This is a genomic window from Pseudomonas sp. MNR3A (genome assembly GCF_009650575.1).
In the GTDB taxonomy this organism is placed as follows: domain Bacteria; phylum Pseudomonadota; class Gammaproteobacteria; order Pseudomonadales; family Pseudomonadaceae; genus Aquipseudomonas; species Aquipseudomonas machongensis.
Map to the genome: position 1 here is coordinate 154406 of NZ_VZZS01000005.1, position 24659 is coordinate 179064.

Consider the following 24659-nt stretch of genomic DNA (forward strand, 5'->3'; position numbering starts at 1 on the left):
TCAATCGCCATTTTGGAAACATTAGTCCTCACCCGCCTGGATTACACTGACCGCGAGCGCCCGAACCGACCCGCTCCCTGCTATGCCCAAAACACCGCCCAACGTTTCAAGCAACATGGCTTTAGTGGCTTGATTGAGCTCACGAGGTGTATACCGCTTTCGAACTTGTCCGTTTCTTTGTTTAAGCTTTAGCTGCTTGGCTGATAACGATGGATGCCGAAGCTTAAGAATCTCAATAGTCAACGAGCGTCGCTGCTGCCTGCTGAGTGGGCTAAGCAACCGATACCATGACACCCCCGTAGCGGCCTTTCTGACCAAAATGATCTTGATCGTATTAAATGACGAGCCCACAACGGATAGCAACGACACAACATCCAGCAACTGCCCGAGCAGCGTAAACCAAAGTTGATCATCAAGGGTGTCATTCTTCGACGGTTCCGTTACCTCCCAATAGGTCCGAGCCACACCGAAACCACACTGACCTACGCTAGCCATGACCCCAGCGGCTCCAATGGACGCGAGAAACATTGACGTTCCGCCAGAGAAGGGGGTCAGAGAACCACCCAAGATGAAAACAAACCCACTGATGATTACAGTTGAACACGCTAACCCCATGTTCAGAGCTTCGGTCAACACTTCCGATGGCCGCCCGCTCTCGTAAGTTTGTTCGACGTAGGCTTCGGCGGTGATGAGAGCACTCTGTTCTTGAAGCACGACCTTTAAAGGAGACGTCCTACAGAGTGGAAGGAACTCACGTAGAGTTAGTCTATTGTAGTCAATGTCGATATACACTACAGCAGCGCCCACAATCACCGGATCACGATCAATTGCGGCGTACAATTTCTGAAGATCGACAAGACTCTCAATGCGCTGCCGTAAAAAGTAGCTCGAAGGCTTGGCGCCTAGCTGACTGAGATCTGGGGAGCTCATGGGACATCCTGTTCCGATTGCGCAAACGCGCTGATGCGTGAAGCTCGCAACGTACGGAGTCAGTGCCCGTGAGTATGTCGGACGCTTCCGAAAATTCAGTTCAGCCGTCCTGGCTCACCCTGATATTTGCCACACAAAGAAAAAGCCGCTTCCTTCAAGGAAAACTCACTCGAGTGGATGAACTGGCAAAACGGCCCAACTCACCGTTATGCCATCAACGTGAACGGCACACTGTATCCAGTAAAGAAAATCATCTCTCTTGCGACTGGCGTTGCCGTGAACGACCTTCGAGGCGGTCATCCACTTAACAGGGTTCTACAGAAGCTAGGCTTGCCAATTATCGAATCGTTGCCAGAGGGACGCACACCTGCGTTGCAGCTCAAGATAGGTGCTGTTTACGACCGCCCCACCGAGATTAACGGACCATTCGGCGGCAGCCTGCAAAACGGAATATCAGTATCAGCCTCCCACCCTACGATTTTTATATTCTCTGGCGAAAGTGGTAAGCAGTTCGGTTACGACGATGGCTGGAATGGCGGCGTATATTTTTATACCGGCCAGGGACCACGTGACGATATGGTACTCAAAGGCGGCAATCAAGCTATTGCTGAGCACGCACTGGATGGCCGTACTTTGCATCTCTTTGAGTCCCTCGGAAAAAGTAGAGGCTACAGATATGAGGGTGAATTTTCCTGTACTGACATAATTAAAAAAACTTTACCTGACGTCACTGGCAAAGATCGTAAAGCACTAATTTTTCGGTTGATGCCAGTCGGTCCTGCCCGAAGCGAGAATAATGAAGAGAGTATTGTTAATTTTGCAGACTCACTATCAACGGCACGACTAGCCGCACTAGCAGCATGCAAGCCCGCAATTGAGGACCCGAAAAAATCTGCACCGCGCACGCTCTTCCAGCGCAGCCATAAGTCGCGCACTATGTAATGATGCGCGCAAGAGGTAAATGCGAGAGCTGTGGAGAACGAGCACCCTTCGTGAAAAAAGATGGCACGCCCTACTTGGAGCCGCATCATGTAAATAGACTCTCAGACGGCGGGCTAGACCATCCATGCTACGTTGTTGCTGTATGCCCTACGTGCCACCGAGAAATTCACTACAGGATGGACGGGGCAATACGAAACGATCTACTGAAAAATATTTGAGAGAGATAGAACCCCTATAGGCCTTCATACCTCCTCTCTTCGGGTATAAATTTTTGCATAGATGCCCAGCGTCTTCGACGCTATAACGAAAAAGCCCAGTCATCTCTGACTGGGCTTTTTCGTTTCAATAATGGTCGGGACGGAGTGATTCGAACACTCGACCCCTTGCACCCCATGCAAGTGCGCTACCGGGCTGCGCTACGCCCCGACTGGGCTTGAAGCATGTTCTCGATACAGCTGAGAACGAAAAGAAATGTACCCTAACCTTTTGATTAATGGAAGCTTTTTTTCAAAAAAAACCATTCATCGCCAAGCAGGTCACTTCTTCAACACCACCAGCACATCCTCCAACTCGGCAATCATCTGCCGAATCAGCTGCTTGTACTGGGTCGTGTCATCCTTGGCCTCATCACTGGACATGCGCAAGCGCGCACCGCCGATGGTGAAGCCCTGGTCATACAGCAAGGCGCGGATCTGGCGGATCATCAGCACATCTTGGCGCTGATAATACCGCCGGTTTCCGCGGCGCTTGACCGGGTTGAGCTGCGGGAATTCCTGCTCCCAGTAACGCAGCACGTGCGGTTTTACCGCACAGAGCTCACTGACCTCACCGATGGTGAAGTAGCGTTTGCCTGGAATAGGGGGCAGCTCGTCGTTATGGCTTGGTTCCAGCATAGGCCTCAACCCGGGCTTTCAGTTTCTGCCCTGGACGAAAGGTGACGACGCGCCGTGCGGTGATCGGGATCTCTTCCCCTGTCTTGGGGTTGCGGCCCGGCCGCTGGCGTTTGTCGCGAAGGTCAAAGTTGCCGAATCCGGACAACTTGACCTGCTCGTTCTCCTCAAGCGCGTGACGAATTTCTTCGAAAAACAACTCGACCAGCTCCTTGGCCTCGCGCTTGTTAAGCCCCAGCTCCTCGTACAGCCTTTCGGCCATCTCAGCTTTCGTCAGAGCACCCATGCCGTTATTTCCTTAACGTGGTGTTCAACCTTTGTTCGAGCGAGGTGAGGATATTTTGCAGGGTGGTGTTCACCTCATCGTCGTTAAGAGTGCGCGATGGATGCTGCCAGGTCAAGCCGACCGCGAGGCTTTTTCTATCAGGATCAATACCTTTACCCTGGTAGACATCAAACAGCCTGAGGTCTGTGAGCCATTCCCCTGCATTGTCACGAATTACTTCAAGCACGGCGCTCGACGCCACATCACGTCCTGCGATCAACGCCAGGTCACGACGGGTTTCAGGGAACTTGGACAGTTCGCTGAATTTCGGCAGACGGCCTTCGACCACATCACCCAATACCAGCTCGAAGACGAACACCGGACGCTCCAGGCCGAGGGTCTTGGCCAGTTCCGGGTGGATGGCGCCCAGGTAGCCCACCTCCTTGCCGTCGCGCTCGATGCGGGCGGTCTGGCCAGGGTGCAGGGCTGGGTGCTTGCCTGCGCTGAAGCTGAAGTCGGCGAGCGCGCCGGAGTAGCCCAGCAGGGCTTCGACGTCGGCCTTCATGTCGAAGAAATCGACACTGTCACGGCCGTTGGCCCAGCCTTCCGGCAGGCGGCTGCCGGTGATCACGCCAGCGATCATCGGTTGCTGCTTGAGGTCGCCCAACTGGCCGACGAAGCGCAGGCCGCTTTCGAACAGGCGCACGCGGTCTTGCTGGCGGTTGAGGTTGTGCTGCAGCGCCTTGACCAGGCCCGGCCACAGCGAGGCGCGCATCGCGGCCATGTCGCTGGAGATGGGGTTGGCCAGCATCAGCGGCTCGACGCCAGGGGTGAACAGCTCGAACAGCTTGGGATCGATGAAGCTGTAGGTGATGGCTTCCTGGTAGCCGCGGGCGACCAGCAGGCGACGCAGGATCGGCAGTTCGCCGCGCGATTCCGAACGAGCCTTGGGGGCCAGGCGGGCTTGCGGGTAGCGAACCGGCAGATTGTTGTAGCCGTACAGGCGCGCCAGCTCTTCGATCAGGTCGACTTCGAGGCTGATGTCGAAGCGGTGGCTCGGGATCTCGACAGTCCACACTCCTGCCCCATTGGCGCTGGTTTTAAGCTCCAGGGCGTTGAGCAATTGTTCGATCTGGGCAGGGGCCATGTCCATGCCGAGCATCTGGCTGACGCGTTCGGCGCGTAGGGTCACCGGAGCAACCTTGGGCAGGTGCTGCTCGCTCACGGCTTCGACGATCGGGCCGGCTTCGCCGCCGACGATCTCGAGTACCAGGGCGGTAGCGCGCTCCATGGCTTCGCGGGCCAGTTGCGAGTCGACACCGCGCTCGTAACGGTGCGAGGCATCGGTGTGCAGGCCGTAGGAACGGGCCTTGCCAGCAACGGAAACGGGCTCGAAGAAGGCGCTCTCCAGGAACAGGTCGCGGGTCTTCTCGGTGTTGACACCACTGTGCTCGCCACCCATGACGCCGGCGATGGCCAGGGCGCGGGTGTGGTCGGCGATGACCAGGGTGTCGCTACGCAGGGCAACTTCCTGACCGTCGAGCAGGACGAGCTTCTCACCCTCCTCGGCCATGCGCACACGGATGCCGCCGTTGATTTCGGCGAGGTCGAAGGCATGCATCGGCTGGCCGAGTTCGAGCATCACATAGTTGGTGATATCGACGGCTGCGTCGATGCTGCGTACGTCGCTGCGACGCAGGCGCTCGACCATCCACAGCGGGGTCGGCTTGCTCAGGTCGACGTTGCGGATGACGCGTCCCAAGTAGCGTGGGCAGGCAGCGGGAGCGCTGACGTCCACCGGGCGCACTTCATCGTGGGCAGGTGCGACGGCCGGGACCACCGGGCGGGTAACCGGGACGTCGTACAGGGCGCTGACGTCACGCGCCAGGCCCGCCACCGACAGGCAGTCGCCGCGGTTGGGGGTCAGGCCGATTTCGATGCTGGCGTCGTCCAGGTTGAGGTACTGGCGGATGTCTTCACCCACCGGTGCGTCGGCTGCCAGCTCCAGCAGGCCGTCGTTCTCTTCGCTGATCTGCAGCTCGGCGGCCGAGCACAGCATGCCGAAGGATTCGACGCCACGCAGCTTGGCCTTCTTGATCTTGAAGTCGCCAGGCAGCTCGGCGCCGATCATGGCGAACGGGATCTTGATCCCGGGGCGCGCATTGGGGGCGCCGCACACCACCTGGAAGGTTTCCTGGCCGTTGCTGACCTGGCAGACACGCAGTTTGTCGGCGTCCGGGTGCTGCTCGGTGGCGAGGATCTCACCCACCACGATGCTGCTGAACTGGCCAGCCGCCGGGGTGACGCTGTCGACTTCCAGGCCGGCCATGGACAGGCGGGCGACCAGTTCGTCACGGGAGACTTGCGGGTTTACCCAACCGCGCAGCCACTGTTCACTGAATTTCATGCTGTTCTCCTGAAGATTGCGTCGAGGTGTGGCCTAGCGGAATTGCGCCAGGAACCGCAGGTCGTTGTCGAAGAACAGACGCAAATCGTTGACGCCATAGCGCAGCATGGCCAAGCGCTCGACACCCATGCCGAAGGCGAAGCCGGAGAATTCTTCCGGGTCGATGCCGGACATGCGCAGCACGTTCGGGTGGACCATGCCGCAGCCCATCACCTCCAGCCAGCCGGTCTGCTTGCACACGCGGCAGCCTTTGCCGGAGCACATCACGCACTCCATGTCGACTTCGGCGGACGGCTCGGTGAAAGGGAAGAACGACGGACGGAAACGCACTGCCAGCTCTTTCTCGAAGAACACCCGCAGGAACTCTTCGATGGTGCCCTTGAGGTCGGCGAAGTTGATGTCGCGGTCGACCAGCAGGCCTTCGATCTGGTGGAACATCGGCGAGTGGGTGATATCCGAGTCGCAGCGGTATACGCGGCCCGGGCAGACAATGCGGATCGGCGGCTGGGTGCTTTCCATGGTCCGCACCTGAACGGGCGAAGTGTGGGTGCGCAGCAGCATGTTGGCATTGAAGTAGAAGGTGTCGTGCATCGCCCGGGCCGGGTGGTGGCCGGGGATGTTGAGCGCTTCGAAGTTGTGGTAGTCGTCTTCGACCTCAGGGCCTTCGGCGATGCCGTAGCCGATGTGGGTGAAGAACTGCTCGATGCGCTCGAGGGTACGGGTGATCGGGTGCAGGCCACCGGTGGCCTGGCCACGGCCTGGCAGGGTGACATCAATGCATTCGGCAGCCAGGCGAGCGTTCAGCTCAGCCTCTTCGAAGGCGGCCTTGCGTGCGTTGAGCACGTCAGTGACGCGTTCCTTGGCGTCGTTGATCAGCGCACCGACCTTGGGGCGCTCTTCGGCTGGCAGGTTGCCCAGGGTCTTCATCACCTGGGTCAGCTCGCCCTTCTTGCCGAGAAATTGGACCCGGATCTGTTCCAGGGTATTGATGTCTTCAGCGCGCTCCACGGCCTCGAGGGCTTGGGAGACCAGCGCGTCCAGGTTTTCCATGTACAGACTCCAGATACGAAAATAGGGGAAGAGCTTTGAAGGCTCTTCCCCTATCGATGACGTTTTACACCCGCCGACACGGAGCGCCAGCGGATGATTGTCGCGGGTACTTAAGCCAGGACGGCTTTAGCTTTCTCGACAATCGCAGCAAACGCCGCTTTTTCGTTCACTGCCAGGTCGGCCAGAACCTTGCGGTCGATTTCGATCGACGCCTTTTTCAGGCCAGCAATCAGACGGCTGTAGGACAGGCCGTTGGTGCGGGCACCGGCGTTGATACGAGCGATCCACAGAGCGCGGAACTGACGCTTCTTCTGGCGACGGTCGCGGTAGGCGTATTGGCCTGCCTTGATGACCGCTTGCTTGGCAACGCGGAATACGCGCGAGCGTGCACCGTAGTAGCCTTTAGCCAGTTTCAGAATTTTCTTGTGACGCTTACGAGCGATGACGCCACGCTTTACACGAGCCATGAGTAACTTCCTCTATCTTTGACCGAAATTAACGTACGCGCAGCATGCGCTCGACTTTTGCAACGTCAGACGGGTGCAGCAAGCTGGCACCGCGCAGTTGACGCTTACGCTTGGTCGACATTTTGGTCAGGATGTGGCTCTTGAAAGCGTGCTTGTGCTTGAAGCCGGAAGCTGTTTTCAGGAAACGCTTCGCAGCACCGCTCTTGGTTTTCATTTTTGGCATGTTGGAACTCCGCATTCGATAAAATTACACAATAATCATCAGGCCTGCCGTGCCCGGGAGATTACTTCTTCTTTTTGGGAGCGATGACCATCATAAGCTGGCGTCCTTCCATCTTAGGATGCTGTTCGACGGTCCCGTATTCGACGAGGTCGGTTTCGACCCGCTTCAACAGTTCCATACCCAGCTCCTGGTGGGCCATCTCACGGCCGCGGAATCTCAGAGAGATCTTGGCCTTGTCCCCATCGGTAAGGAAACGTACCAGGTTGCGTAGTTTTACCTGGTAATCCCCTTCTTCCGTCCCTGGACGAAACTTGATTTCTTTAATCTGGATCTGCTTCTGGTTCTTCTTCGCTTCGTTGGCCTGCTTCTTCTTCTCGAAGAGGTGCTTGCCGTAGTCCATCACCTTGCAAACAGGCGGGACAGCGTCAGCGGAGATTTCCACCAGATCCAGCTTCGCTTCATCAGCGATACGAAGCGCTTCATCAATCGAGACGATGCCAATCTGCTCGCCATCAGCGCCAATTAACCGAACCTCGCGTGCCGAGATATTCTCGTTGATCGGTGCCTTAGGTGCAGTTCGTTTATCGTTTCTCATTTCACGCTTAATAGTCATTACTCCGATTCTTGGCGACCACGCCGGGAAACCGCATGCGACAGAAGCTCAGCGAACTGCGCGACGGGCATGGAGCCCAGGTCTGCGCCTTCGCGAGTACGCACAGCGACGGTTTGCGTTTCGACTTCGCGGTCCCCTATAACCAAAAGGTACGGGACCCTCAGCAACGTATGCTCGCGGATTTTAAAGCCGATCTTCTCATTTCTCAAGTCGGACTTGGCACGGAAACCGCTTCCATTCAGCGTTTTTTCCACCTCGAGGGCGAAATCGGCCTGCTTGTCGGTGATATTCATGATCACTGCCTGGGTCGGCGCCAGCCACGCAGGGAACACACCGGCGTAGTGCTCGATCAGCATACCGATGAAACGCTCGAACGAGCCGAGGATGGCGCGGTGCAGCATCACAGGACGCTTACGGGCGTTATCTTCGGCGATATAGCTGGCATCCAGACGCTCCGGAAGATTCGGATCGTACTGCAGCGTACCGCACTGCCAGTTACGACCGAGGCAGTCGCGCAGGGTGAACTCGATCTTCGGACCATAGAACGCGCCCTCGCCCGGCTGGTATTCCCAGGCCAGACCGGATTCGTTCAAGGCGTCGGCCAGCGCACCTTCAGCGCGGTCCCACAGCTCTTCGGAACCGACACGCTTGGCCGGACGAGTGGACAGCTTCATGGCGACGTCGGTGAAACCGAAGTCCTTGTATACGTCCAGGGTCAGCTTGATGAAGTCGGCCGCTTCCTTCTTCACCTGCTCTTCGGTGCAGAAGATGTGGGCGTCGTCCTGCACGAAGCCACGCACGCGCATGATGCCGTGCAAAGCACCAGACGGTTCGTTGCGGTGGCAGGCACCGAATTCGGCCAGGCGCAGCGGCAGATCGCGGTACGACTTCAGGCCCTGGTTGAACACCTGCACGTGGCACGGGCAGTTCATCGGTTTTACCGCGTAGTCGCGGTTTTCCGACGAAGTGGTGAACATGTTCTCGGCGTAGTTGGACCAGTGGCCGGAGCGCTCCCAGAGGATGCGGTCGACGACCTGCGGGGTCTTGATTTCCTGGTAGCCGTTCTCGCGCTGGACCTGGCGCATGTACTGCTCGAGCACCTGGTACACGGTCCAGCCGTTGGCGTGCCAGAACACCATGCCCGGGGCCTCTTCCTGAAGGTGGAAGAGGTCGAGCTGCTTGCCGATCTTGCGGTGGTCGCGCTTTTCGGCTTCTTCGATGCGCTGGATATAGGCCGCCAGCTGCTTCTTGTCAGCCCAGGCGGTACCGTACACGCGCTGCAACTGCTCGTTCTTGGCGTCGCCGCGCCAGTAGGCGCCGGACAGCTTGGTCAGCTTGAACGCCTTGAGGAAACGGGTGTTCGGCACGTGCGGGCCACGGCACATGTCGACGTATTCTTCGTGATAGTACAGGCCCATGGCCTGCTCGTCCGGCATGTCTTCGACCAGACGCAGCTTGTAGTCTTCGCCACGGGTGCTGAACACATCGATGACTTCGGCGCGCGGGGTCATCTTCTTGACGACGTCGTAGTCCTTGTCGATCAGCTGATGCATACGCTGTTCGATCGCAGCGAGGTCCTCGGGGGTGAAAGGACGCTCGTAGGCGATGTCGTAATAGAAGCCTTCGTCGATCACCGGGCCGATCACCATCTTGGCGGTCGGGTACAGCTGCTTCACCGCGTGGCCGATCAGGTGGGCGCACGAGTGACGGATGATCTCCAGTCCCTCTTCATCTTTGGGGGTGATGATCTGCAGGGTAGCGTCGTGTTCGATCAGGTCGCAGGCATCGACCAGTTTGCCGTCGACCTTGCCGGCCAAGGTGGCCTTGGCGAGGCCTGCACCAATGGATGCGGCAACTTCAGCTACGGTTACGGCCTTGTCGAACGAACGTTGACTGCCATCGGGAAGAGTAATGGTGGGCATGGCGCCTCCTCTCCTAGTGGTGACCCCTACCAAAGGTCACGTGGGTTGGGATGAGCCAGTACAAGATCCGACCTGCCTTTCCCGGAGGAAAGCCTGCCTCACAGCGGCAGAAGCCTTTCGGCCTGTCAGGGGCGAACCAGAGTGACTGGAAAGAAAACTTGCGCGCTGGACGTGAACAGCTGCAAGCCGACCATGCTAGCACGCGGCCTGCGCGTGACGCAGAAATATTTGGAATTTACGCCGGAGCGGTGAACTTGTACGGAAAAATTCCTATCAGACCCTCTGAAGCATCCTACTCTTGATGAGACCTAACCCAAGGAGTGTCTGGTTATGCGAGTTCAGTCTCTTCTGGCCGCGTGTGCCGCGAGCGTCCTGCTGCTGCCACTGGCCGCCACCGCAGGTAACTTCCCCGCCGGCAAGGAGGCAGCCTACATGACCCAGTGCCAGCAAGTCGCGACCGGCCAGGGCGTGGACGCGGCAACGGCGAAGAAGCACTGCGATTGCGGCGCCCAAGCCATCAAAAAGAATTTCACCGATAAGGAGATCCAGGACCTCGACAGCACGGACGGCGTCGACGCCAAGTTGATGGCGAAAGCCCAGAGCGTGGTACAGGCCGCCTGCAAGCCTAAATGATGACCCGCCGAGCCGCACCGATCGCGCATTGTTTGCGCCAGATCAGTATCCGGCTAAGGTAAACAGCGCTACATAAGCAGAATTAGACTATGATGTTGCCGGTGCTCCGTAGCCTCGGCCGCATTGCACCACTGAAAAACTAAATGTTCTGGAGATTCACCTCATGTCCAATCGCCAACAAGGCACCGTCAAATGGTTCAATGATGAGAAAGGCTACGGCTTCATCACCCCAGCAGGCGGCGGCGACGACCTGTTCGTACACTTCAAGGCCATCGAATCCGACGGCTTCAAGAGCCTGAAAGAAGGCCAGACTGTTTCCTTCGTTGCCGAAAAAGGCCAGAAGGGCATGCAGGCTGCTCAGGTTCGTCCGGAGTAATTCGGATACCGCAGTAAAAAAACCCGCCTTCACCGGCGGGTTTTTTTATGGATTCGGATTTATCCGGACAACCATCTCCCTCGGGCGATCAGCCGCAGTTGGCGCGGATGACCTTGCCCTGCTCGTCGACGTTCAGGTTCAAACGATCGGAACGGTATTCCAGGGTGACGACATCATGGGGCTTGAGGATGCGAGCGGTCTGCGCGCCAGTTGCCTTGCGGGCCTGCTCGAGCAGCTCGGGCGTGCCCTGCTTGCCGACAGCGAAATCGGCACCACCGGCGCTGCAACGGCCATCGCCACCAGCAGGGGCCGCCGGCGCGGCGCTGCCGCCATCAGACGAGCCACCGGTGCTGCAACCAGCCAGAACGGCAGCCATCAGCAAGGTCGCCAGGGAAGCGCGGGTACGAAACATGAATCCTCCTAATCGATCTCGGGAACTGTCATATGCGACCGCTCCGCTCACAGTTTGTTGCAAAACCGCTCAAGTCTGCCTGATCTCGCCCGATCAGGCCAAAAGCAATCGTGACCGGATTTTGCATCGTGGCGATTGGTTAGGGCGGGCGGCCTGCTTATGCTTAAGTCGCAGCGCAACGGCGGCAAAGGCATGATTTACTTGGCAGACGTGGAGTGCGTCTCGCCTCCCCCGCGAACGCCAGGAGCCGGTGTTCGACCCCAGGCACCAGGCACAGTCGCGAGTACCCCCATGAACACCCACAGCATAGACGCCGACATCAAGGTCAAATGGGCCGAGGGCCAGAGCGCCTACAGCCCGGGCACTCCGGAAGAATTACTGCTGATCGCCATCGACCTGCTGGTCCGTGATCGGGGCAGTGAAGCAGCGCGCAGCTTCATCGAACAAGTGTTCGAGCGCTACGCGCCGCACGCCGTTATTTCAATCGAGCCAGGCGAGCGCTGAGCAGGTCGAAGAAGCCCTGGGCATCGCCGTTCTCGATCCACATCACGTTGGCCGGCTGCTTGAGCACGCCGTACCAGTCGGCGACAGTCTGGGCGAAGGTCGGGCCTTCGCGGCTGTCGACCGTCATGTGGATCTGCTTGCCACTGAACAGCTCTGGCTTGAGCAGGTAGGCGATGACCGTGGCGTCGTGCACCGGGCCACCGCTCATGCCGTACTTGTCCATGTCGTACTTGATGTAGGCGTTGAGAATGTCCACCACCTTCTTGCTGGCGTCGTTGCCGACAGCGGCGAGCTGCTTGAGGCGAGCGTCGCTGGTGATGATCTTGTGGGTCACGTCCAGCGGCAGGTAAGTCAGCTTGACGCCACTGGCCAACACCACTTCGGCAGCATGCGGATCGGCGTAGAGGTTGAACTCGGCCACCGGGGTGATGTTGCCGCCATTGAAGTGGGCGCCACCCATGATCACCACTTCCTTGATGCCCTTGACGATTTCCGGCTTCTGGATCAGCGCCAGAGCGAGGTTGGTCTGCGGGCCGAGCATGGCGATGGTAATGCTGTGGGGCTCGGCGGCATCGAGGGTGTCGACCAGGTACTGCACGGCATTGCCTTTGGCCAGAGGCTGCTTGGGCTCATGCACCGCGACACCCGTCAAGCCTTCCTCGCCATGGACATCGGCGGCGTAGATCGGCGTGCGCACCAGGGGGCGCCCTGCCCCGGCGTAGACTGGAATGTCTTCACGGCCGGCCCATTCGCGTGCCAGGCGTGCGTTGCGGGAGGTCTTGTCGAGGCGCACATTGCCGGCGACGGTGGTGATGGCGCGGATCTTCAACTCCTCGGGCGAGGCCATGGCCAGAAACAAGGCCACGACATCGTCGGCGCCGGGGTCAGTGTCGATGATCAGGTCCCGCGGGGCGGCGAATGCACTGGCGGCGGCCATCGTCGACATGAGCACGACTCCTTGTAGCAAACGTTTGGCTTTGTTGATCAACATCCCGCTTCACTCCTTTGCTTTTGTTGTTTGGTCTGTTTCGGGTGGGCGGGCCGGTAAAGGCGCCCTCTACCTAGAACGTGACGCCCGCGATCAACGCGATATTGCTGTAGGGCTTGCACTCCCCGGTGCGGATCACCGCCCGCGCCCGCTGGCTCAAGGCCTTGAACGCCTCGTGAGGCATGCGCTCACGCTCACCGAGCAAGCCCAGCGCATGCTGCTCCTCGACCTCCACCAGCCCGGGCGGTGCGGCGCTGAAAATCTCGTCGGCCAACACGTGCCGCTCCACCTGCATCTCGCTGAGCACCACGCGCAACACGCTGGCAAAATCCGGAATGCCCGGCGTCAATGCCAGGTCGATCAATTCCACCCCTGGCGGCACCGGCAGGCCGGCATCGCCGATCACCAGGATGTCGCCATGGCCCAAGCCGGCAATGGTGCGCGACAGGGCGATATTGAGCAGCGCGGTCTTCTTCATGGCGCCAACTCCTTGAGGAAGGGAATGGATGGCTGCGCCCCTGCACGGGTGACCGAGATGGCTGCAGCACGCTGCCCCCGCACGATCGCCTCACCCTCCTCCAGCCCACAGGCAAGCCCCGCCGCGAAGCCACCAACGAAGGTGTCGCCTGCCGCCGTGGTGTCCAGCGGCTTGACCTTGGTCGCCGGGAAATGACGGCTGCCATGCTCGCTGACGAACAATGCACCTTCAGCGCCCAGGGTGACGATCACCTTGCCCGCGCCCCATTCGCGCAGGCGCTCGGCGGCACAGCGAGCACTGTCGATATCGTTCACCGGCAGGCCGGTCAAGGCCTCGGCCTCGCTCTCGTTGGGGATGAGGTAGTCGATATGGGCGAACCACGCTCTGGGCAGCGGGTCCGTCGCTGGGGCCGGGTTGAGAATGACCGTCTTGCCCAGCTCGCGACCGCGAGCCAGAGTCCACGCCACGGTGGCAGGTGGCACCTCGAGCTGGCAGATGATCACCTCGGCGTTCTGCAGCAACGCATCGAAGCGCTGCACCGACTCGGGGGTCAACAGGCCATTGCCGCCCGGGATGATGACGATGGCGTTCTGGCTGGCGGCATCCACCACGATCAACGCCACGCCACTGGACACGCCCGCGCAGACGCCCACCGCCTGGCAATCGATATTTTCGCTCTCCAGGGCCTGGCGCAACTGCTGGCCATAGGCGTCATCGCCGACATTGCCGACCATGGCCACGCTCGCCCCCAGGCGCGCGGCAGCGACGGCCTGGTTGGCACCCTTGCCGCCGGGCACGGTGAAAAAACTGTCGCCGGCGAGGGTTTCGCCGCCACGCGGCAGACGCTCGGCACGGGCCACCAGGTCCATGTTGAGGCTGCCGACCACTACGACCTTGGCATGCATGGGTCTTCCTTAGCGGTAATCATTGAACAGGTCCGGGCGCGGCCCGGTGGATTCGCGCAGCACGATACGCGGCGCGACGATACGTTGCTGCGCCGTATCGCGGCGCGGTGTGGCGATGCGCGACAGCAGCAACTGCGCAGCGCTGTCGCCCAGCTCGCGGATCGACTGGCCGACAGTGGTCAGCGGCGGATACACATAGCGGCTCAGCTCGATGTCATCGAAACCGATTACCGATAGCTGGCCAGGGACGTCGATATTGCGCTCGGCCGCAGCACGCAACACACCGAAGCCGATCATGTCGTTGCCCGCAAAGATCGCCGTCGGCGGCCTGTCTTCGAGCAACTGCGCAGCCGCTGCGTGCCCACCAGGGCTGGTAAAGTCGCTATGCAGCACGCGATCCGCGGCCACGTCCAGCCCGGCCTCGGCCATGGCGCGACGAAAACCGGTAACACGTAGTTGGCTGACGCCAGTCTCGGCCGGCCCCCCGATGCAGGCAATGTCGGTATGGCCGAGCTCAAGCAGGTGGCGCGTAGCCAGATAGGCCCCCAGCTCGTGATCGATACGCACAAGGTCGGCATCGACACCTTCGAGGGCTCGGTCGACGATGACCATTGGCGTGCGCACGGCAGCCAGGCTTTCGAGCAGGTCACGGTCTTCGCCCACCGAGGCGACGATCAGGCCATCGATGCGTTTTTCCAGCAGCACCCTCAGGTAGCTGCGCTGCTTCTTCGGATCATCGTCCGAATTGCACAGGATCACGCAATAACCGTTGCGCTCGCAGCCGTCCTCGATACCGCGCGCCAGCTCGGCGAAGTACGGGTTGACGCTGCTGGGCACCAGCAAGCCGATGGTCGCGGTGCTGCGCGCCTTGAGCGAGCGGGCCACGGCGCTTGGAACATAGTCCAGTTCGGCGATGGCGGCCTCGACCTTCAGCCGCACGTGCTCGCTGACCGGACGGGTCTTGTTCAATACATGGGACACAGTGGTGTAGGAAATACCCGCCAGTGCCGCGACGTCTTTGATGGTTGCCATGGGTCAGTTCCGCCGGGTCGCACGTCGGCTGCGATAGGTATCGAGGACCACGGCGATGACGATCACAGCGCCAGTGATGATGCGCTTGGTTGGCTCGGAAGCGCCGATCTGCGCCAAGCCCGCAGCCAGTACGGAAATGATCAGCACACCGAAGAACGTGCTGATGATCGAGCCTCGCCCGCCCATCAGGCTGGTGCCGCCGATCACCACGGCGGCAATCACCTGCAGCTCAAGGCCCGAGCCCGCATTCGGGTCAGCAGCCTCAAGGCGGGAAATCTGGAACAGCGCGGCAAGACCGGCCAGCAACCCCATCAGAGCAAACACGCCGATCTTGTACGGACGCGGGTCGATGCCTGCCAGGCGCACGGCCTCTTCATTGGTGCCGATGCCGATCAGGTAACGACCGAATACGGTGCGGGTCAGCACCAGCTGGGCGAGCACGATCACCAGCAAGGCGATGATGAATGCCGGGGAGATCCCGAAGGCGATCGGGTTGGAGAACCAGGAGAATGCGTCGCCGATATAGGCGGTGCGTGAATCGGTGAACTGGTAGGCCAGGCCGCGGGCCATTTCCAGCACGCCGAGCGAGACGATGAACGACGGAATGCGCCAGGCCACGGTGACCGCACCGGTGATGCTACCGGCCAGGGCGGCGATGGCCATGCCCAGGAGCGCGGCAGGCAGCACACTCCAGCCCCAGCCGAGGATGGCGACGCTGACGGTCGAGGCGGCCAGGGCAAGTACCGAACCGACCGACAGGTCGATACCACCGATGATCAGCACGAAGGTCATACCGACGGCCAACACCATGAGGTCGGGAATCTGGTTGGCCAGGGTGCTGAAGGTGGCGTACGAGAGGAAGTGGCTGCTCAGGAACGAGAACAGCACGATCATCGCCAGCAAGGCGCCGGCCAGCCCCAGGTAGGTACCCAGGCCGAAATAGGTGCCGCTGCGGCGGGCCGGCGTGCTGCCGGCGGAGTCGAGGGAGGGGGTCTTCATACATCCATCCTGGGAGCTGCGTCGTGCAGCAGTGCGTCACGTTTCTGATAACCGGCGAAGGCGGCGGCAAGGATCTGGTCCTGGCTCCAGCCATCACGGTCGAAGGTCTCGATCAGTTGGCCAGCAGAAAGCACGGCGATGCGGTCGCAGATCAGCATCAGCTCGCGCAGGTCACTGGACACCACCACCAGGGCCTTGCCCTGGCGGGCAAGCTCGGCCAGCAACCCATAGATGTCGAACTTGGCGCCGACGTCGATGCCGCGGGTGGGTTCATCGAACATCAGCACCTGGCAGTCGCGCTCCAACCAGCGACCGATCACCACCTTCTGCTGATTGCCACCAGACAGCTCGCCGACCGCCTGGGCGGGGCTCGCGCTACGGATACGCATGGCGCTGATCTGCCGCTCGGCAAGCTCACGCTCGGCAGTGGCGTCGAGGATCCCGGCCCGCGATACCGCACCCAGGTTGCCCAGGGCGACATTGGCGCTGATCGAATGCGGCAGCAGCAGGCCTTCGCCCTTGCGGTCCTCGGTGATCAGCGCGATACCGGCGCGCACAGCGGCTTTGGGCGAGTCGATGACCACCGGCTGCAGCGGGCGTCCGAGCTGGATGCTGCCACTGTCGGCGCGATCGGCACCGTAGATCAGCCGCAACAGCTCGGTACGCCCGGCACCGATCAGCCCGGAGATACCGAAGATCTCCCCTGCCCTGACCTCGAACGACACATCGCGCACCTTGTCGCCACGGGTCATGTGTTCGACCTTGAGCAACGGCGCACCGATTTCGCGGCGGCCAAGGTCGATGTGCTCGCCGACTTCGCGGCCGACCATCAGGTTGACCAATTCGTTGCTGCTGTAGCGAGCAATCGGCTCGGCGCACACCAGCTTGCCGTCGCGCAGCACGGCGATGCGCTGCGAGACACGCTGCAGCTCTTCGAGCCGGTGCGAGATATAGACGATGGCCACGCCGCGCTGGCGCAGACGTTCGATCTGCGTGAACAACAGCTCCACTTCGCGCGCAGTAAGCATCGCAGTGGGCTCGTCGAAGATCAGCACGTGGCAGTCGCCGATCAGGTTGCGGGCGATCTCGACCATCTGCTGATGGCCAATGCCCAGCTCGCCGACCGGGGTGTCCGGATCGATGGCGTCCAGCCCGACCTGGGCCATGGCCGCGGTGGCCAACTGGCGCAGGCGCTTCTGGCTGATCCAGCCAGCGCGGCTGGGCAGGTTGTCGAGGAACAGGTTCTCGGCAACGGTGAGCGTGGGCAGCAGGTTGAGCTCCTGCATCACCATGCGCACTCCGAGGCGCTCAGCCTCGCTGCGACTCGCGGGGCTATAAGGCTGGCCGCGGTAGGTCATCTGCCCGGTGGTGGGGGTTTCCAGGCCACTGATGAGCTTGGACAAGGTGCTCTTGCCGGCGCCATTCTCGCCAGTCAGGGCGAGCACCTCGCCACCGCGCAGGTCTAGCGTGACATCGCCGAGCACGGGCTGGGCGTACGTCTTGCCCAGGCCGGTGACACTGAGCACGGATTCATGGGCCGACATGGCCACCTCTCTCATGGAACGCGCTGCAACTGCTTGAACTGGCGCTGACTCTGCGGGAGCGGCGAACCACCGCTGCATCGGACTCAGCGCACTGCCAGCATCACTTGGTGATCAGTTCTACCGGTGTCTGGATGACATTGTCGGCATCGACATCAGGCTTCTCGCCCTTGACCATCTTCAGCGCCGCCTGGATACCGAACACGGCCTGCTGGCTGGCTGCCTGGTCGAGCGTGGCGAGCACACGGCCGTCCTTGAGCATCGGCTTGATGGCGTTGATGTTGTCGTAGCCGACCACCTGTACCTGGCCGGTCTTGCCGGCAGCACGCACAGCCGAGACCGCGCCCAGGGCCATGCTGTCGTTACCCGCCAGCAGCGCCTTGAGATCGGGGTATTCGTTGAGCATCGAGGCAGCAACGGCGTTGCCCTTGTCGATCTCCCAGTTGCCAGACTGCACCGAAACGATCTTCATCTGGGCAGCCTCCATCGCATCCTTGAAGCCCGCGGTGCGCTGCTGGGCGTTGGTGGTGGTCGGCACACCTTCGATGATGCCAACCTGATCGCCGGCCTTGAGCTTCTCTTTCACCAGGTAATCGCCAACCAGACGCGCGCCCTTGCGGTTGTCGGGGCCAACGAACGGCACGCTGATACCTTTGCTCTTGAGCACTTCGGGGTCGAGGCGGTTGTCGATGTTGACCACGGTGATGCCCGCGTCCATGGCCTTCTTGATCACGGGCACCAAAGCCTTGGAGTCGGCCGGAGCGATGACCAGGGCCTTGGCGCCGGTGGCGATCATCTGCTCGACGATACGGATCTGGTTGCCGGTGTCGGTTTCGTCCTTGATGCCGTTGGCGACAAGTTCAAAATCGTTGGGGTGTTCTTTCTGGTAGGCCTTGGCGCCATCCTCCATGGTGCGGAAGAACTCGTTAGCCAGCGACTTCATGACCAGCGCAACCTTGGGCTTGTCCTCGGCATGGGCCTGGGACAGCGGGATGGCGAGAGACAGGGAGGAGAGAATGGCAATAGCCAGCAGACGACCTGGGAACGGCAGCTTCATGGATAACTCCGAATCTTGTGGTTTTTATCGGACCGCAAACGTTTGCGCTGCCTTACTATGGGAACAGGAACAGGTTTTGTCAAATGACTTTCCGGGGTTCCAGCTCCCGTCGTACTGCTCGGAGATTATCCGGCAAATAGTCGGAAAACCGAATAGCTACTGTAGAGATTGTTCGGATTTCCGAATAGCAAAACCCTCTGCAACCCGCCTCGCGGGAAAACCCGTGCCTAACATGGCAGCGCCGTCGTTGAGTGCTCCACACACTGCTGGGAGCGGGTTTGGCCGTGAAAAATCCGACTCAATTCTCCCTGCGCCTCACCACTGCCGCCCCCTTGGTACGGAACCTGCCTATAACCCTGTGCGAATAAACATCTCATTTGGAAGAGAGAAGAAAAAATAATGAACACCGCACTGAAAACCTTTGCACCGGGCGCACTCGCCCTGCTGCTTGCACTGCCAATGACCGTTTCCGCCAAGGAAGCAGAACAACAGCAGAAGCTCGCCAATGTGGTCATCCTCGCCACTGGCGGCACCATTGCCGGGGCCGGCGCCAGCGCTGCCAACAGCGCGACCTACCAAGCTGCCAAGTTGGGCATCGACAAGCTGATTGCCGGCGTGCCGGAACTGGCCGACATCGCCAATGTACGTGGCGAACAGGTGATGCAGATCGCCTCCGAAAGCATCAGCAACGACGACCTGCTCAAGCTGGCCAAACGTGTCGCAGAGCTGGCCGACAGCAAGGATGTCGACGGTATCGTCATCACCCACGGCACCGACACCCTGGAAGAGACAGCCTACTTCCTCAATCTGGTCGAGAAGACCGACAAGCCGATCGTGGTCGTCGGCTCGATGCGTCCGGGCACCGCGATGTCTGCCGACGGCATGCTCAACCTGTACAACGCCGTGGCCGTGGCTGGCGACAAGCAGTCACGTGGCAAGGGCGTACTGGTGACCATGAACGACGAGATCCAGTCCGGTCGTGACGTCAGCAAGTCGGTCAACATCAAGACCGAGGCGTTCAAGAGCGCCTGGGGTCCGATGGGCATGGTCGTGGAAGGCAAATCGTACTGGTTCCGCCTGCCGGCCAAGCGCCACACCAGCAACTCCGAGTTCGACATCAAGCAGATCAGCAGCCTGCCCCAAGTGGACATCGCCTATGGCTACGGCAACGTGACCGATACCGCTTACAAGGCCCTGGCCCAGGGTGGCGCCAAGGCGATCATCCATGCCGGCACCGGCAACGGCTCGGTGTCGTCGCGCGTAGTCCCGGCACTGCAGGAACTGCGCAAGGAAGGCGTGCAGATCATTCGTTCCTCGCACGTCAACCAGGGCGGTTTCGTGCTGCGTAACGCCGAACAGCCGGACGACAAGAATGACTGGGTCGTGGCCCATGACCTGAACCCGCAGAAGGCGCGGATCCTGGCAATGGTCGCCATGACCAAGACCCAGGACAGCAAAGAATTGCAGCGGATCTTCTGGGAATATTGATTCAGGTTTGAGTTGGAGCGGCCCTGTGCCGCTCCTGCTACAACCGCATTAGCCTTTGGATGCTTTTTGCCTGACATGCTGTTGCGAAAAAACTGACAGTGAAATACTGTACGCACATACAGCAAAATAAGGAAAGTTCCATGGCCAGCACCGCCGCAGCGCTCAGCAGTTATGAACAACTGGGCGTACGCATCCAGAAGATCATCAACAGCCCCACCGCCCAGCGCAGCCGCGCGGCGCTGATCTTCCGCCTGGAGCACGAGTCACCCGACGACTGGGAAACCCTGCTCGAAGAAATCGCCGAGAACGACAACGTCACCCTCGCCCACCGTGACGATGGCGGCATCCAGATCTTCTGGACCGTCCCCAAAGAAGACTGATCCTTCCTCCCCGCCCCGCCTCTTCCACCGAAAGATGATTTGCGCTCGCCCATGAAAAAACTGCTGTCTGCCGTTGCCCTGCTCCTGTCCGTCGCCACTCCAGCGCTCGCCAACCCTCCCGCCACCTTTGCCGAAGCCAAGGTCGTGGCCAAACAGAAGATCTATCTCGACCAGGCCAGCAGCGCCATGGGTGAGCTCTACTGCGGCTGCAAGTGGACCTGGGTGGGCAAGTCCGGCGGGCGCATCGACCCCGCCTCCTGCGGCCTGCAAGCCCGAAAGCAACAGACCCGCGCCGACCGCACCGAGTGGGAACACATCGTGCCGGCCTGGACCCTGGGTCATCAACGTCAATGCTGGAAGAACGGTGGCCGCGAGCACTGCGCCGACGACGACCCGGTATTCCGTGCCATGGAAGCCGACCTGTTCAACCTGTACCCGGCCGTAGGCGAGGTGAATGGCGATCGCAGCAACTTCAACTATGGCATGGCCTCGGGTGTGGGGCAGCAGTACGGCCAGTGCAAGACTCGCGTCGATTTCAACCAGCGCGCTGCTGAGCCGCGCGATGAAGTCAAAGGCCTGGTCGCCCGCACCACCTTCTATATGTTCGATCGCTATGGCCTGAACATGTCTCGCCAGCAGCAACAACTACTGATGGCCTGGGACAAGCAGTATCCGGTCACCGCCTGGGAGCGCGAGCGCGACCGTCGCATCGCCGGCATCATGGGGCACGCCAACCCGTTCGTGAGCGGTGAGCGGCGCTGGACAGTCGGCTCCAAGACCGTCGGCGACGGTGTGGTCAGTGGCGTTGCCGACAAACCCATCAAGGCCACACCTCAGCCCACCCTGGCCAAGGCCAGCATGACGGGCACGATCATCGGCAACCAGAACAGCCACGTCTACCATCTGCCCAGCGGCTGCCCTGGCTACAATCAGGTGTCGGCCAAGAACCAGGTGAGCTTCGAGTCCGAGTCGCAAGCCCGGGCGGCCGGTTACCGCAAGGCCGGCAACTGCCGCTGAGCCTCATGAACCGGGAGCGCCTTTACGGCGCCCCGGAAGCAAGATCAGTCATGCCACCGGAATGCGAGCAGTCCGCTCGACCTGCAGCGACACGAGCTGGCTGACGTCATCCAGGCGCTGCAACTGCTCGCTGCTGAGCTTCACCTCAAGCGCCGCCAGGTTCGATTGCAACTGCGCCAGCGAGCGCGGCCCTATCAGCGGCAATGTGTCGTGACTGGCGGCCCAGGCGATCGCCACCTGATCTGCCGGTACGCCATGCTCCTGCGCCACACCTAGCAGCGCATCGAGGATCGCGCTGCGCTGCGGCGAATTCTCTGCCTGGAACACCTTGCCGCCCAGGCCCTGAGCTCGCCCGGCCTCGCCCTGGCGGTACTTGCCGGTCAGCATGCCGCCGCCCAAGGGCGAGAAAGTCATCATGCCCAACCCCAATGCTCGACAGGTCGGCAGCAGGTCCAGCTCGCATTCGCGGCGCACCAGGCTGTGTTCGAACTGTGCAGCAGCAATAGGCACGGCGCGAGCAAGCTGGGCATAGGTGGCCGCATGGGCCACACGCCAGGCAGGGAAATTGGACAGGCCGACATACAGCACCTTGCCTGATCGCGAGAGGTCTTCCAGACCACGCAGCAGCTCTTCGGTCGGGGTCACATGATCGGGGAAGTGAGCCCAGTACAGATCGACACGGTCCGTGTTCAAACGCTTGAGACTGGCCTCCAAAGACGTGACCATGGCTTTGCGGCTATTGCCGGTGGCCAGCACGCCCGCAGTGGGCGAGGCGCCCTGGGTGAACTTGGTCGACAGCACCACCTCATCGCGGCGCCCTGCCAGCAAGCGCCCCAGATGCGTTTCAGACTCACCGAACTGATAGATGTCCGCCGTATCGATGAGATTGCCGCCAGCCTCAAGATAGGTGTCAAACATCGCCTTGCATGCATCGGGGTCGGCGCCATGACCCCAGGCGGTGCCAAAGTTGCCTGTACCCAATGCCAGCTGGGACAGTTGTAATCCGGTCTTGCCAAAGGGTGTGTAGCGCATGGATGCTCCTGAGCCGATGAATACCGTTCCAACAGGCGCCAGGGTGGATCGCCCCCGGCCAACAGAACATTTGCATATACAAATGTTGCAGGTACAATATTTCACATGAACACATCAATCAAGCCCTCCGGCTGCACAAACCTCAAACTGCGCCAATTGACGCGCATGGTCACCCGCCACTACGACCAGCACTTGGCTGCCATAGGCCTGAAGAACACCCAGTACGCCCTGCTTTCCCATGTGCTGCGGCTCGGCCCGTTGCGTCCAGGTGAGTTGGCCAAGGCCATGCAGATGGAACCTTCGACCCTGACGCGCAACATGCAACCACTGGTAGCCCAGGGCTGGCTGACCATTTCGGCAGGCGGCGACGCGCGCAGCCGTGCGGTGCAGATCACCGAGGCCGGGATAGAAAAACGCGAGGAAGGCAGTCAGGCGTGGCAGGCGGCCCAAGACTCATTGCAGGACACGCTAGGGCTCGAGCGCATCAGCGCGCTGCATGTACTGATGGATGCGTGCATGACCACGCTCAATGACCCGGAGGCTGAAGCAGCTGACTCCCTGTAGAGTCGGCCCCGTATCGTGACCAGACGCCCCCGCCAAGGGCGTGCGCTATCACGCCAGCGCCTGCAGATAGGCGCTGGCCTCTCGATAACGGCTCAGCCGGGCGATATCGGCGGGCCCCGGACATACGATTCGCGAGAGGTCACTGTTGTCGGCGAGGTCGGCCAGCTTCACTTCGCGCGCCAGCGGATCACTGCCCAGCCGCACGACGAAATCCTCGTAGCGCTCACCCTCACGCCGACTCAACGCCAGCAGCGCCGCCAGGATTTTCAGAGTGAAGCCCTCGCGGGCCAGGTCGGACAGGGTCAGCGGCGTATCCTCCAGCACATCGTGAAGCACCGCGACGATTCGCTGCTCGGGCGTCGAGACCCGTTCCATCACCCGCAGCGGATGCAGGATGTATGCGGCGCCGCCTTTGTCGATCTGCCCTTCGTGGGCTCTGGTCGCCACCACGATTGCTCGTTCCAGGCTAGACATGACCCCTCCTTTCACCCCGTACGTCGTCGCACACGCGCCATTGCAACAGCATCGACAAGGATGCCGTCACGCAAAGCATAGTCCAGTAAATGTCCTTCGACTTCAAAGCCATGGCGCTTGTACAAGATCGGTGCCGGTTCGTTGTCGCTGTATCGAGGCCTATCGAATGGTAAGGCGGGCGTGATCGGCCTCCTTGGCAGTAGAGGCCGCAATACAGGGGGCTATGACCGAGGCTATGCAACGCCCCTGCCCGGGCGCGGGAGTATCAGCGCTTGATGCCGTGCTGAATGACGATCGAATCCGTGCCCAGGCGCGCCATGACGTCGGCCTTGCGCGCATCGGCCTCGTCCTTGGTGGGGAAAGGCCCCATCAGCACGACAGGCTTGCCGTCGCGGTATTCGACCCAGGAAGGGATGCCTTTTTCGATCAGGCGCGCAGTCATGTCGGTGAGTGCGCCCATATTGGGCCCCTGCACGACTTCGACATCCCAGCCTTCCGGCGCCGGTTCGCCAGCCAGGGCATCGGCACGGCGCTGCAGCTCGGCACCGCCGCAGATCTCACGGATGCGCAGATTGTTGCCGCTATCGTCGACCAGGATCTCGTACTGGCCATCGTGCTTGATCGCCACATAGCTGCGATAGGCTTCGTACTGGCCGGCGTCGTCCTTGCCGCGGACCTGACCGCAGATCGAACCCTGAGTGTCGATCCGCACGTTGGCGAACTTGGCCGTCTTGGGATTGTGCAGGTGTTCGGCCACCTGGTTGTGCACGCCCTCGACCTCGTTCTCACAGCCAGCCAGGGCCAGCACCGCCATTACCACCGCCAGTTTGCGCACGCACCTATCTCCTAATTTGAAGGACCGGATTCTAGCATGGAGGATACAGAGCGCCGACGGCCAGGCTGTCGCAGGGCGTGTCGCAGCCAAGCCGGCATTGCCTGAGGCCAAAACAAAAGGGGCGACCCTTGCGGATCGCCCCTCTCATCGATTTGGTAGGCACAATTGGACTCGAACCAACGACCCCCACCATGTCAAGGTGGTGCTCTAACCAACTGAGCTATGTGCCTGTCGA

The 24659-nt window shown here is 60.7% G+C and carries 29 protein-coding genes and 2 tRNA genes; 9 read left to right on the forward strand and 22 right to left on the reverse strand.

Going from position 1 to position 24659, the window contains the following annotated elements:
* Window positions 1-21: 21 nt before the first annotated feature.
* On the reverse strand, window positions 22-930 hold the full coding sequence (locus F6X62_RS04160) for an NAD synthetase (RefSeq protein ID WP_153772777.1): 909 nt from the start codon (window positions 928-930) through the stop codon (window positions 22-24).
* Window positions 931-1056: 126 nt separating this feature from the next.
* On the opposite strand from F6X62_RS04160, the gene F6X62_RS04165 reads away from it, so the two are divergent.
* On the forward strand, window positions 1057-1872 hold the full coding sequence (locus F6X62_RS04165) for a hypothetical protein (protein WP_256673892.1): 816 nt from the start codon (window positions 1057-1059) through the stop codon (window positions 1870-1872).
* 2 nt (window positions 1873-1874) lie between these two features.
* A complete protein-coding gene (locus tag F6X62_RS25335) occupies window positions 1875-2090 on the forward strand; it encodes an HNH endonuclease signature motif containing protein (protein ID WP_256673894.1) in 216 nt (71 codons plus the stop codon).
* 131 nt (window positions 2091-2221) lie between these two features.
* Here F6X62_RS25335 and F6X62_RS04170 read toward each other — a convergent pair.
* From F6X62_RS04170 to thrS, 9 genes are all read right to left on the reverse strand, one after another.
* Window positions 2222-2298, reverse strand: a tRNA-Pro gene (locus F6X62_RS04170).
* 110 nt (window positions 2299-2408) lie between these two features.
* Window positions 2409-2765 carry a MerR family transcriptional regulator gene (locus F6X62_RS04175; protein WP_054892048.1) on the reverse strand — a complete coding sequence of 119 codons (357 nt, stop codon included), beginning with the start codon at window positions 2763-2765 and terminating at the stop codon, window positions 2409-2411.
* Window positions 2746-3048 (reverse strand): integration host factor subunit alpha, encoded by a 303-nt coding sequence (gene ihfA, locus F6X62_RS04180; protein WP_003250679.1) that lies wholly within the window; start codon window positions 3046-3048, stop codon window positions 2746-2748. Before ihfA ends, F6X62_RS04175 begins: the two co-directional genes overlap by 20 nt.
* Window positions 3049-3052: 4 nt before the next feature.
* Window positions 3053-5434: a phenylalanine--tRNA ligase subunit beta gene (gene pheT, locus F6X62_RS04185; protein ID WP_153772778.1), complete on the reverse strand. Its 2382-nt coding sequence runs from the start codon at window positions 5432-5434 to the stop codon at window positions 3053-3055.
* Between the two features lie 33 nt (window positions 5435-5467).
* The gene (gene pheS / locus F6X62_RS04190; RefSeq protein ID WP_054892050.1) at window positions 5468-6484 is read right to left on the reverse strand and encodes a phenylalanine--tRNA ligase subunit alpha; all 1017 of its coding nucleotides are present in this window, start codon (window positions 6482-6484) and stop codon (window positions 5468-5470) included.
* Between the two features lie 110 nt (window positions 6485-6594).
* Window positions 6595-6951, reverse strand: a complete 357-nt coding sequence (gene rplT, locus F6X62_RS04195) for a 50S ribosomal protein L20 (protein ID WP_003250671.1) — start codon at window positions 6949-6951, stop codon at window positions 6595-6597.
* Between the two features lie 28 nt (window positions 6952-6979).
* The gene (gene rpmI, locus F6X62_RS04200; protein ID WP_003250667.1) at window positions 6980-7174 is read right to left on the reverse strand and encodes a 50S ribosomal protein L35; all 195 of its coding nucleotides are present in this window, start codon (window positions 7172-7174) and stop codon (window positions 6980-6982) included.
* A gap of 61 nt (window positions 7175-7235) precedes the next feature.
* Window positions 7236-7787 carry a translation initiation factor IF-3 gene (gene infC, locus F6X62_RS04205; RefSeq protein ID WP_172964767.1) on the reverse strand — a complete coding sequence of 184 codons (552 nt, stop codon included), beginning with the start codon at window positions 7785-7787 and terminating at the stop codon, window positions 7236-7238.
* On the reverse strand, window positions 7787-9709 hold the full coding sequence (gene thrS, locus F6X62_RS04210; protein ID WP_054892051.1) for a threonine--tRNA ligase: 1923 nt from the start codon (window positions 9707-9709) through the stop codon (window positions 7787-7789). Before thrS ends, infC begins: the two co-directional genes overlap by 1 nt.
* 330 nt (window positions 9710-10039) lie before the next feature.
* Here thrS and F6X62_RS04215 point away from each other — a divergent pair, with 330 nt between their 5' ends.
* Window positions 10040-10342, forward strand: coding sequence for a hypothetical protein (locus F6X62_RS04215; protein WP_054892052.1), 303 nt, complete (start codon window positions 10040-10042; stop codon window positions 10340-10342).
* A gap of 163 nt (window positions 10343-10505) precedes the next feature.
* Window positions 10506-10718 carry a cold-shock protein gene (locus tag F6X62_RS04220; RefSeq protein ID WP_012313861.1) on the forward strand — a complete coding sequence of 71 codons (213 nt, stop codon included), beginning with the start codon at window positions 10506-10508 and terminating at the stop codon, window positions 10716-10718.
* An 88-nt stretch (window positions 10719-10806) separates the two neighbouring features.
* Here the strand turns inward: F6X62_RS04220 and F6X62_RS04225 are convergent, their stop codons facing one another.
* Complete coding sequence (locus F6X62_RS04225) at window positions 10807-11130, reverse strand: I78 family peptidase inhibitor (RefSeq protein ID WP_153772779.1); 324 nt, start codon at window positions 11128-11130, stop codon at window positions 10807-10809.
* A gap of 291 nt (window positions 11131-11421) precedes the next feature.
* On the opposite strand from F6X62_RS04225, the gene F6X62_RS04230 reads away from it, so the two are divergent.
* On the forward strand, window positions 11422-11634 hold the full coding sequence (locus F6X62_RS04230) for a hypothetical protein (RefSeq protein ID WP_054892054.1): 213 nt from the start codon (window positions 11422-11424) through the stop codon (window positions 11632-11634).
* Here F6X62_RS04230 and F6X62_RS04235 read toward each other — a convergent pair.
* From F6X62_RS04235 to F6X62_RS04265, 7 genes are all read right to left on the reverse strand, one after another.
* On the reverse strand, window positions 11606-12571 hold the full coding sequence (locus F6X62_RS04235; protein WP_153772788.1) for a nucleoside hydrolase: 966 nt from the start codon (window positions 12569-12571) through the stop codon (window positions 11606-11608). The two genes, F6X62_RS04230 and F6X62_RS04235, sit on opposite strands and share 29 nt — an antisense overlap.
* Before the next feature lie 124 nt (window positions 12572-12695).
* Window positions 12696-13100 carry a D-ribose pyranase gene (gene rbsD / locus F6X62_RS04240; protein WP_054892055.1) on the reverse strand — a complete coding sequence of 135 codons (405 nt, stop codon included), beginning with the start codon at window positions 13098-13100 and terminating at the stop codon, window positions 12696-12698.
* Complete coding sequence (gene rbsK, locus F6X62_RS04245) at window positions 13097-14005, reverse strand: ribokinase (RefSeq protein WP_153772780.1); 909 nt, start codon at window positions 14003-14005, stop codon at window positions 13097-13099. Before rbsK ends, rbsD begins: the two co-directional genes overlap by 4 nt.
* Window positions 14006-14014: 9 nt before the next feature.
* A complete protein-coding gene (locus tag F6X62_RS04250) occupies window positions 14015-15037 on the reverse strand; it encodes a LacI family DNA-binding transcriptional regulator (protein ID WP_063545313.1) in 1023 nt (340 codons plus the stop codon).
* A gap of 3 nt (window positions 15038-15040) precedes the next feature.
* Entirely contained in the window at window positions 15041-16036 is a 996-nt protein-coding gene (locus F6X62_RS04255) for an ABC transporter permease (protein WP_063545314.1), read from the reverse strand.
* Window positions 16033-17586 carry a sugar ABC transporter ATP-binding protein gene (locus F6X62_RS04260; protein ID WP_153772789.1) on the reverse strand — a complete coding sequence of 518 codons (1554 nt, stop codon included), beginning with the start codon at window positions 17584-17586 and terminating at the stop codon, window positions 16033-16035. The genes F6X62_RS04255 and F6X62_RS04260 overlap by 4 nt, the downstream gene beginning before the upstream one ends.
* 94 nt (window positions 17587-17680) lie before the next feature.
* Window positions 17681-18634, reverse strand: coding sequence for a sugar ABC transporter substrate-binding protein (locus F6X62_RS04265; protein WP_054892060.1), 954 nt, complete (start codon window positions 18632-18634; stop codon window positions 17681-17683).
* A gap of 399 nt (window positions 18635-19033) precedes the next feature.
* Between F6X62_RS04265 and F6X62_RS04270 the strand changes: the two genes are divergently transcribed.
* The 3 genes from F6X62_RS04270 (at window position 19034) to F6X62_RS04280 (ending at window position 21519) form a co-directional block, all read left to right on the forward strand.
* Window positions 19034-20122, forward strand: a complete 1089-nt coding sequence (locus F6X62_RS04270) for an asparaginase (protein ID WP_054892061.1) — start codon at window positions 19034-19036, stop codon at window positions 20120-20122.
* Between the two features lie 140 nt (window positions 20123-20262).
* Window positions 20263-20502 (forward strand): DUF1654 domain-containing protein, encoded by a 240-nt coding sequence (locus F6X62_RS04275; RefSeq protein WP_153772781.1) that lies wholly within the window; start codon window positions 20263-20265, stop codon window positions 20500-20502.
* A 51-nt stretch (window positions 20503-20553) separates the two neighbouring features.
* Window positions 20554-21519 carry an endonuclease gene (locus F6X62_RS04280; protein WP_153772782.1) on the forward strand — a complete coding sequence of 322 codons (966 nt, stop codon included), beginning with the start codon at window positions 20554-20556 and terminating at the stop codon, window positions 21517-21519.
* Between the two features lie 48 nt (window positions 21520-21567).
* On the opposite strand, the gene F6X62_RS04285 is transcribed toward F6X62_RS04280, so the two are convergent.
* On the reverse strand, window positions 21568-22551 hold the full coding sequence (locus tag F6X62_RS04285; RefSeq protein WP_153772783.1) for an aldo/keto reductase: 984 nt from the start codon (window positions 22549-22551) through the stop codon (window positions 21568-21570).
* Between the two features lie 105 nt (window positions 22552-22656).
* On the opposite strand from F6X62_RS04285, the gene F6X62_RS04290 reads away from it, so the two are divergent.
* On the forward strand, window positions 22657-23115 hold the full coding sequence (locus F6X62_RS04290) for a MarR family winged helix-turn-helix transcriptional regulator (RefSeq protein WP_153772784.1): 459 nt from the start codon (window positions 22657-22659) through the stop codon (window positions 23113-23115).
* A gap of 48 nt (window positions 23116-23163) precedes the next feature.
* Here the strand turns inward: F6X62_RS04290 and F6X62_RS04295 are convergent, their stop codons facing one another.
* The 3 genes from F6X62_RS04295 to F6X62_RS04305 all read right to left on the reverse strand — a co-directional run bounded on the left by F6X62_RS04295 (window position 23164) and on the right by F6X62_RS04305 (window position 24654).
* The gene (locus F6X62_RS04295) at window positions 23164-23589 is read right to left on the reverse strand and encodes a hypothetical protein (RefSeq protein ID WP_063545318.1); all 426 of its coding nucleotides are present in this window, start codon (window positions 23587-23589) and stop codon (window positions 23164-23166) included.
* 265 nt (window positions 23590-23854) lie between these two features.
* Window positions 23855-24424 carry an SPOR domain-containing protein gene (locus tag F6X62_RS04300; protein WP_153772785.1) on the reverse strand — a complete coding sequence of 190 codons (570 nt, stop codon included), beginning with the start codon at window positions 24422-24424 and terminating at the stop codon, window positions 23855-23857.
* Window positions 24425-24577: 153 nt separating this feature from the next.
* Window positions 24578-24654, reverse strand: a tRNA-Val gene (locus tag F6X62_RS04305).
* Window positions 24655-24659: the final 5 nt, after the last annotated feature.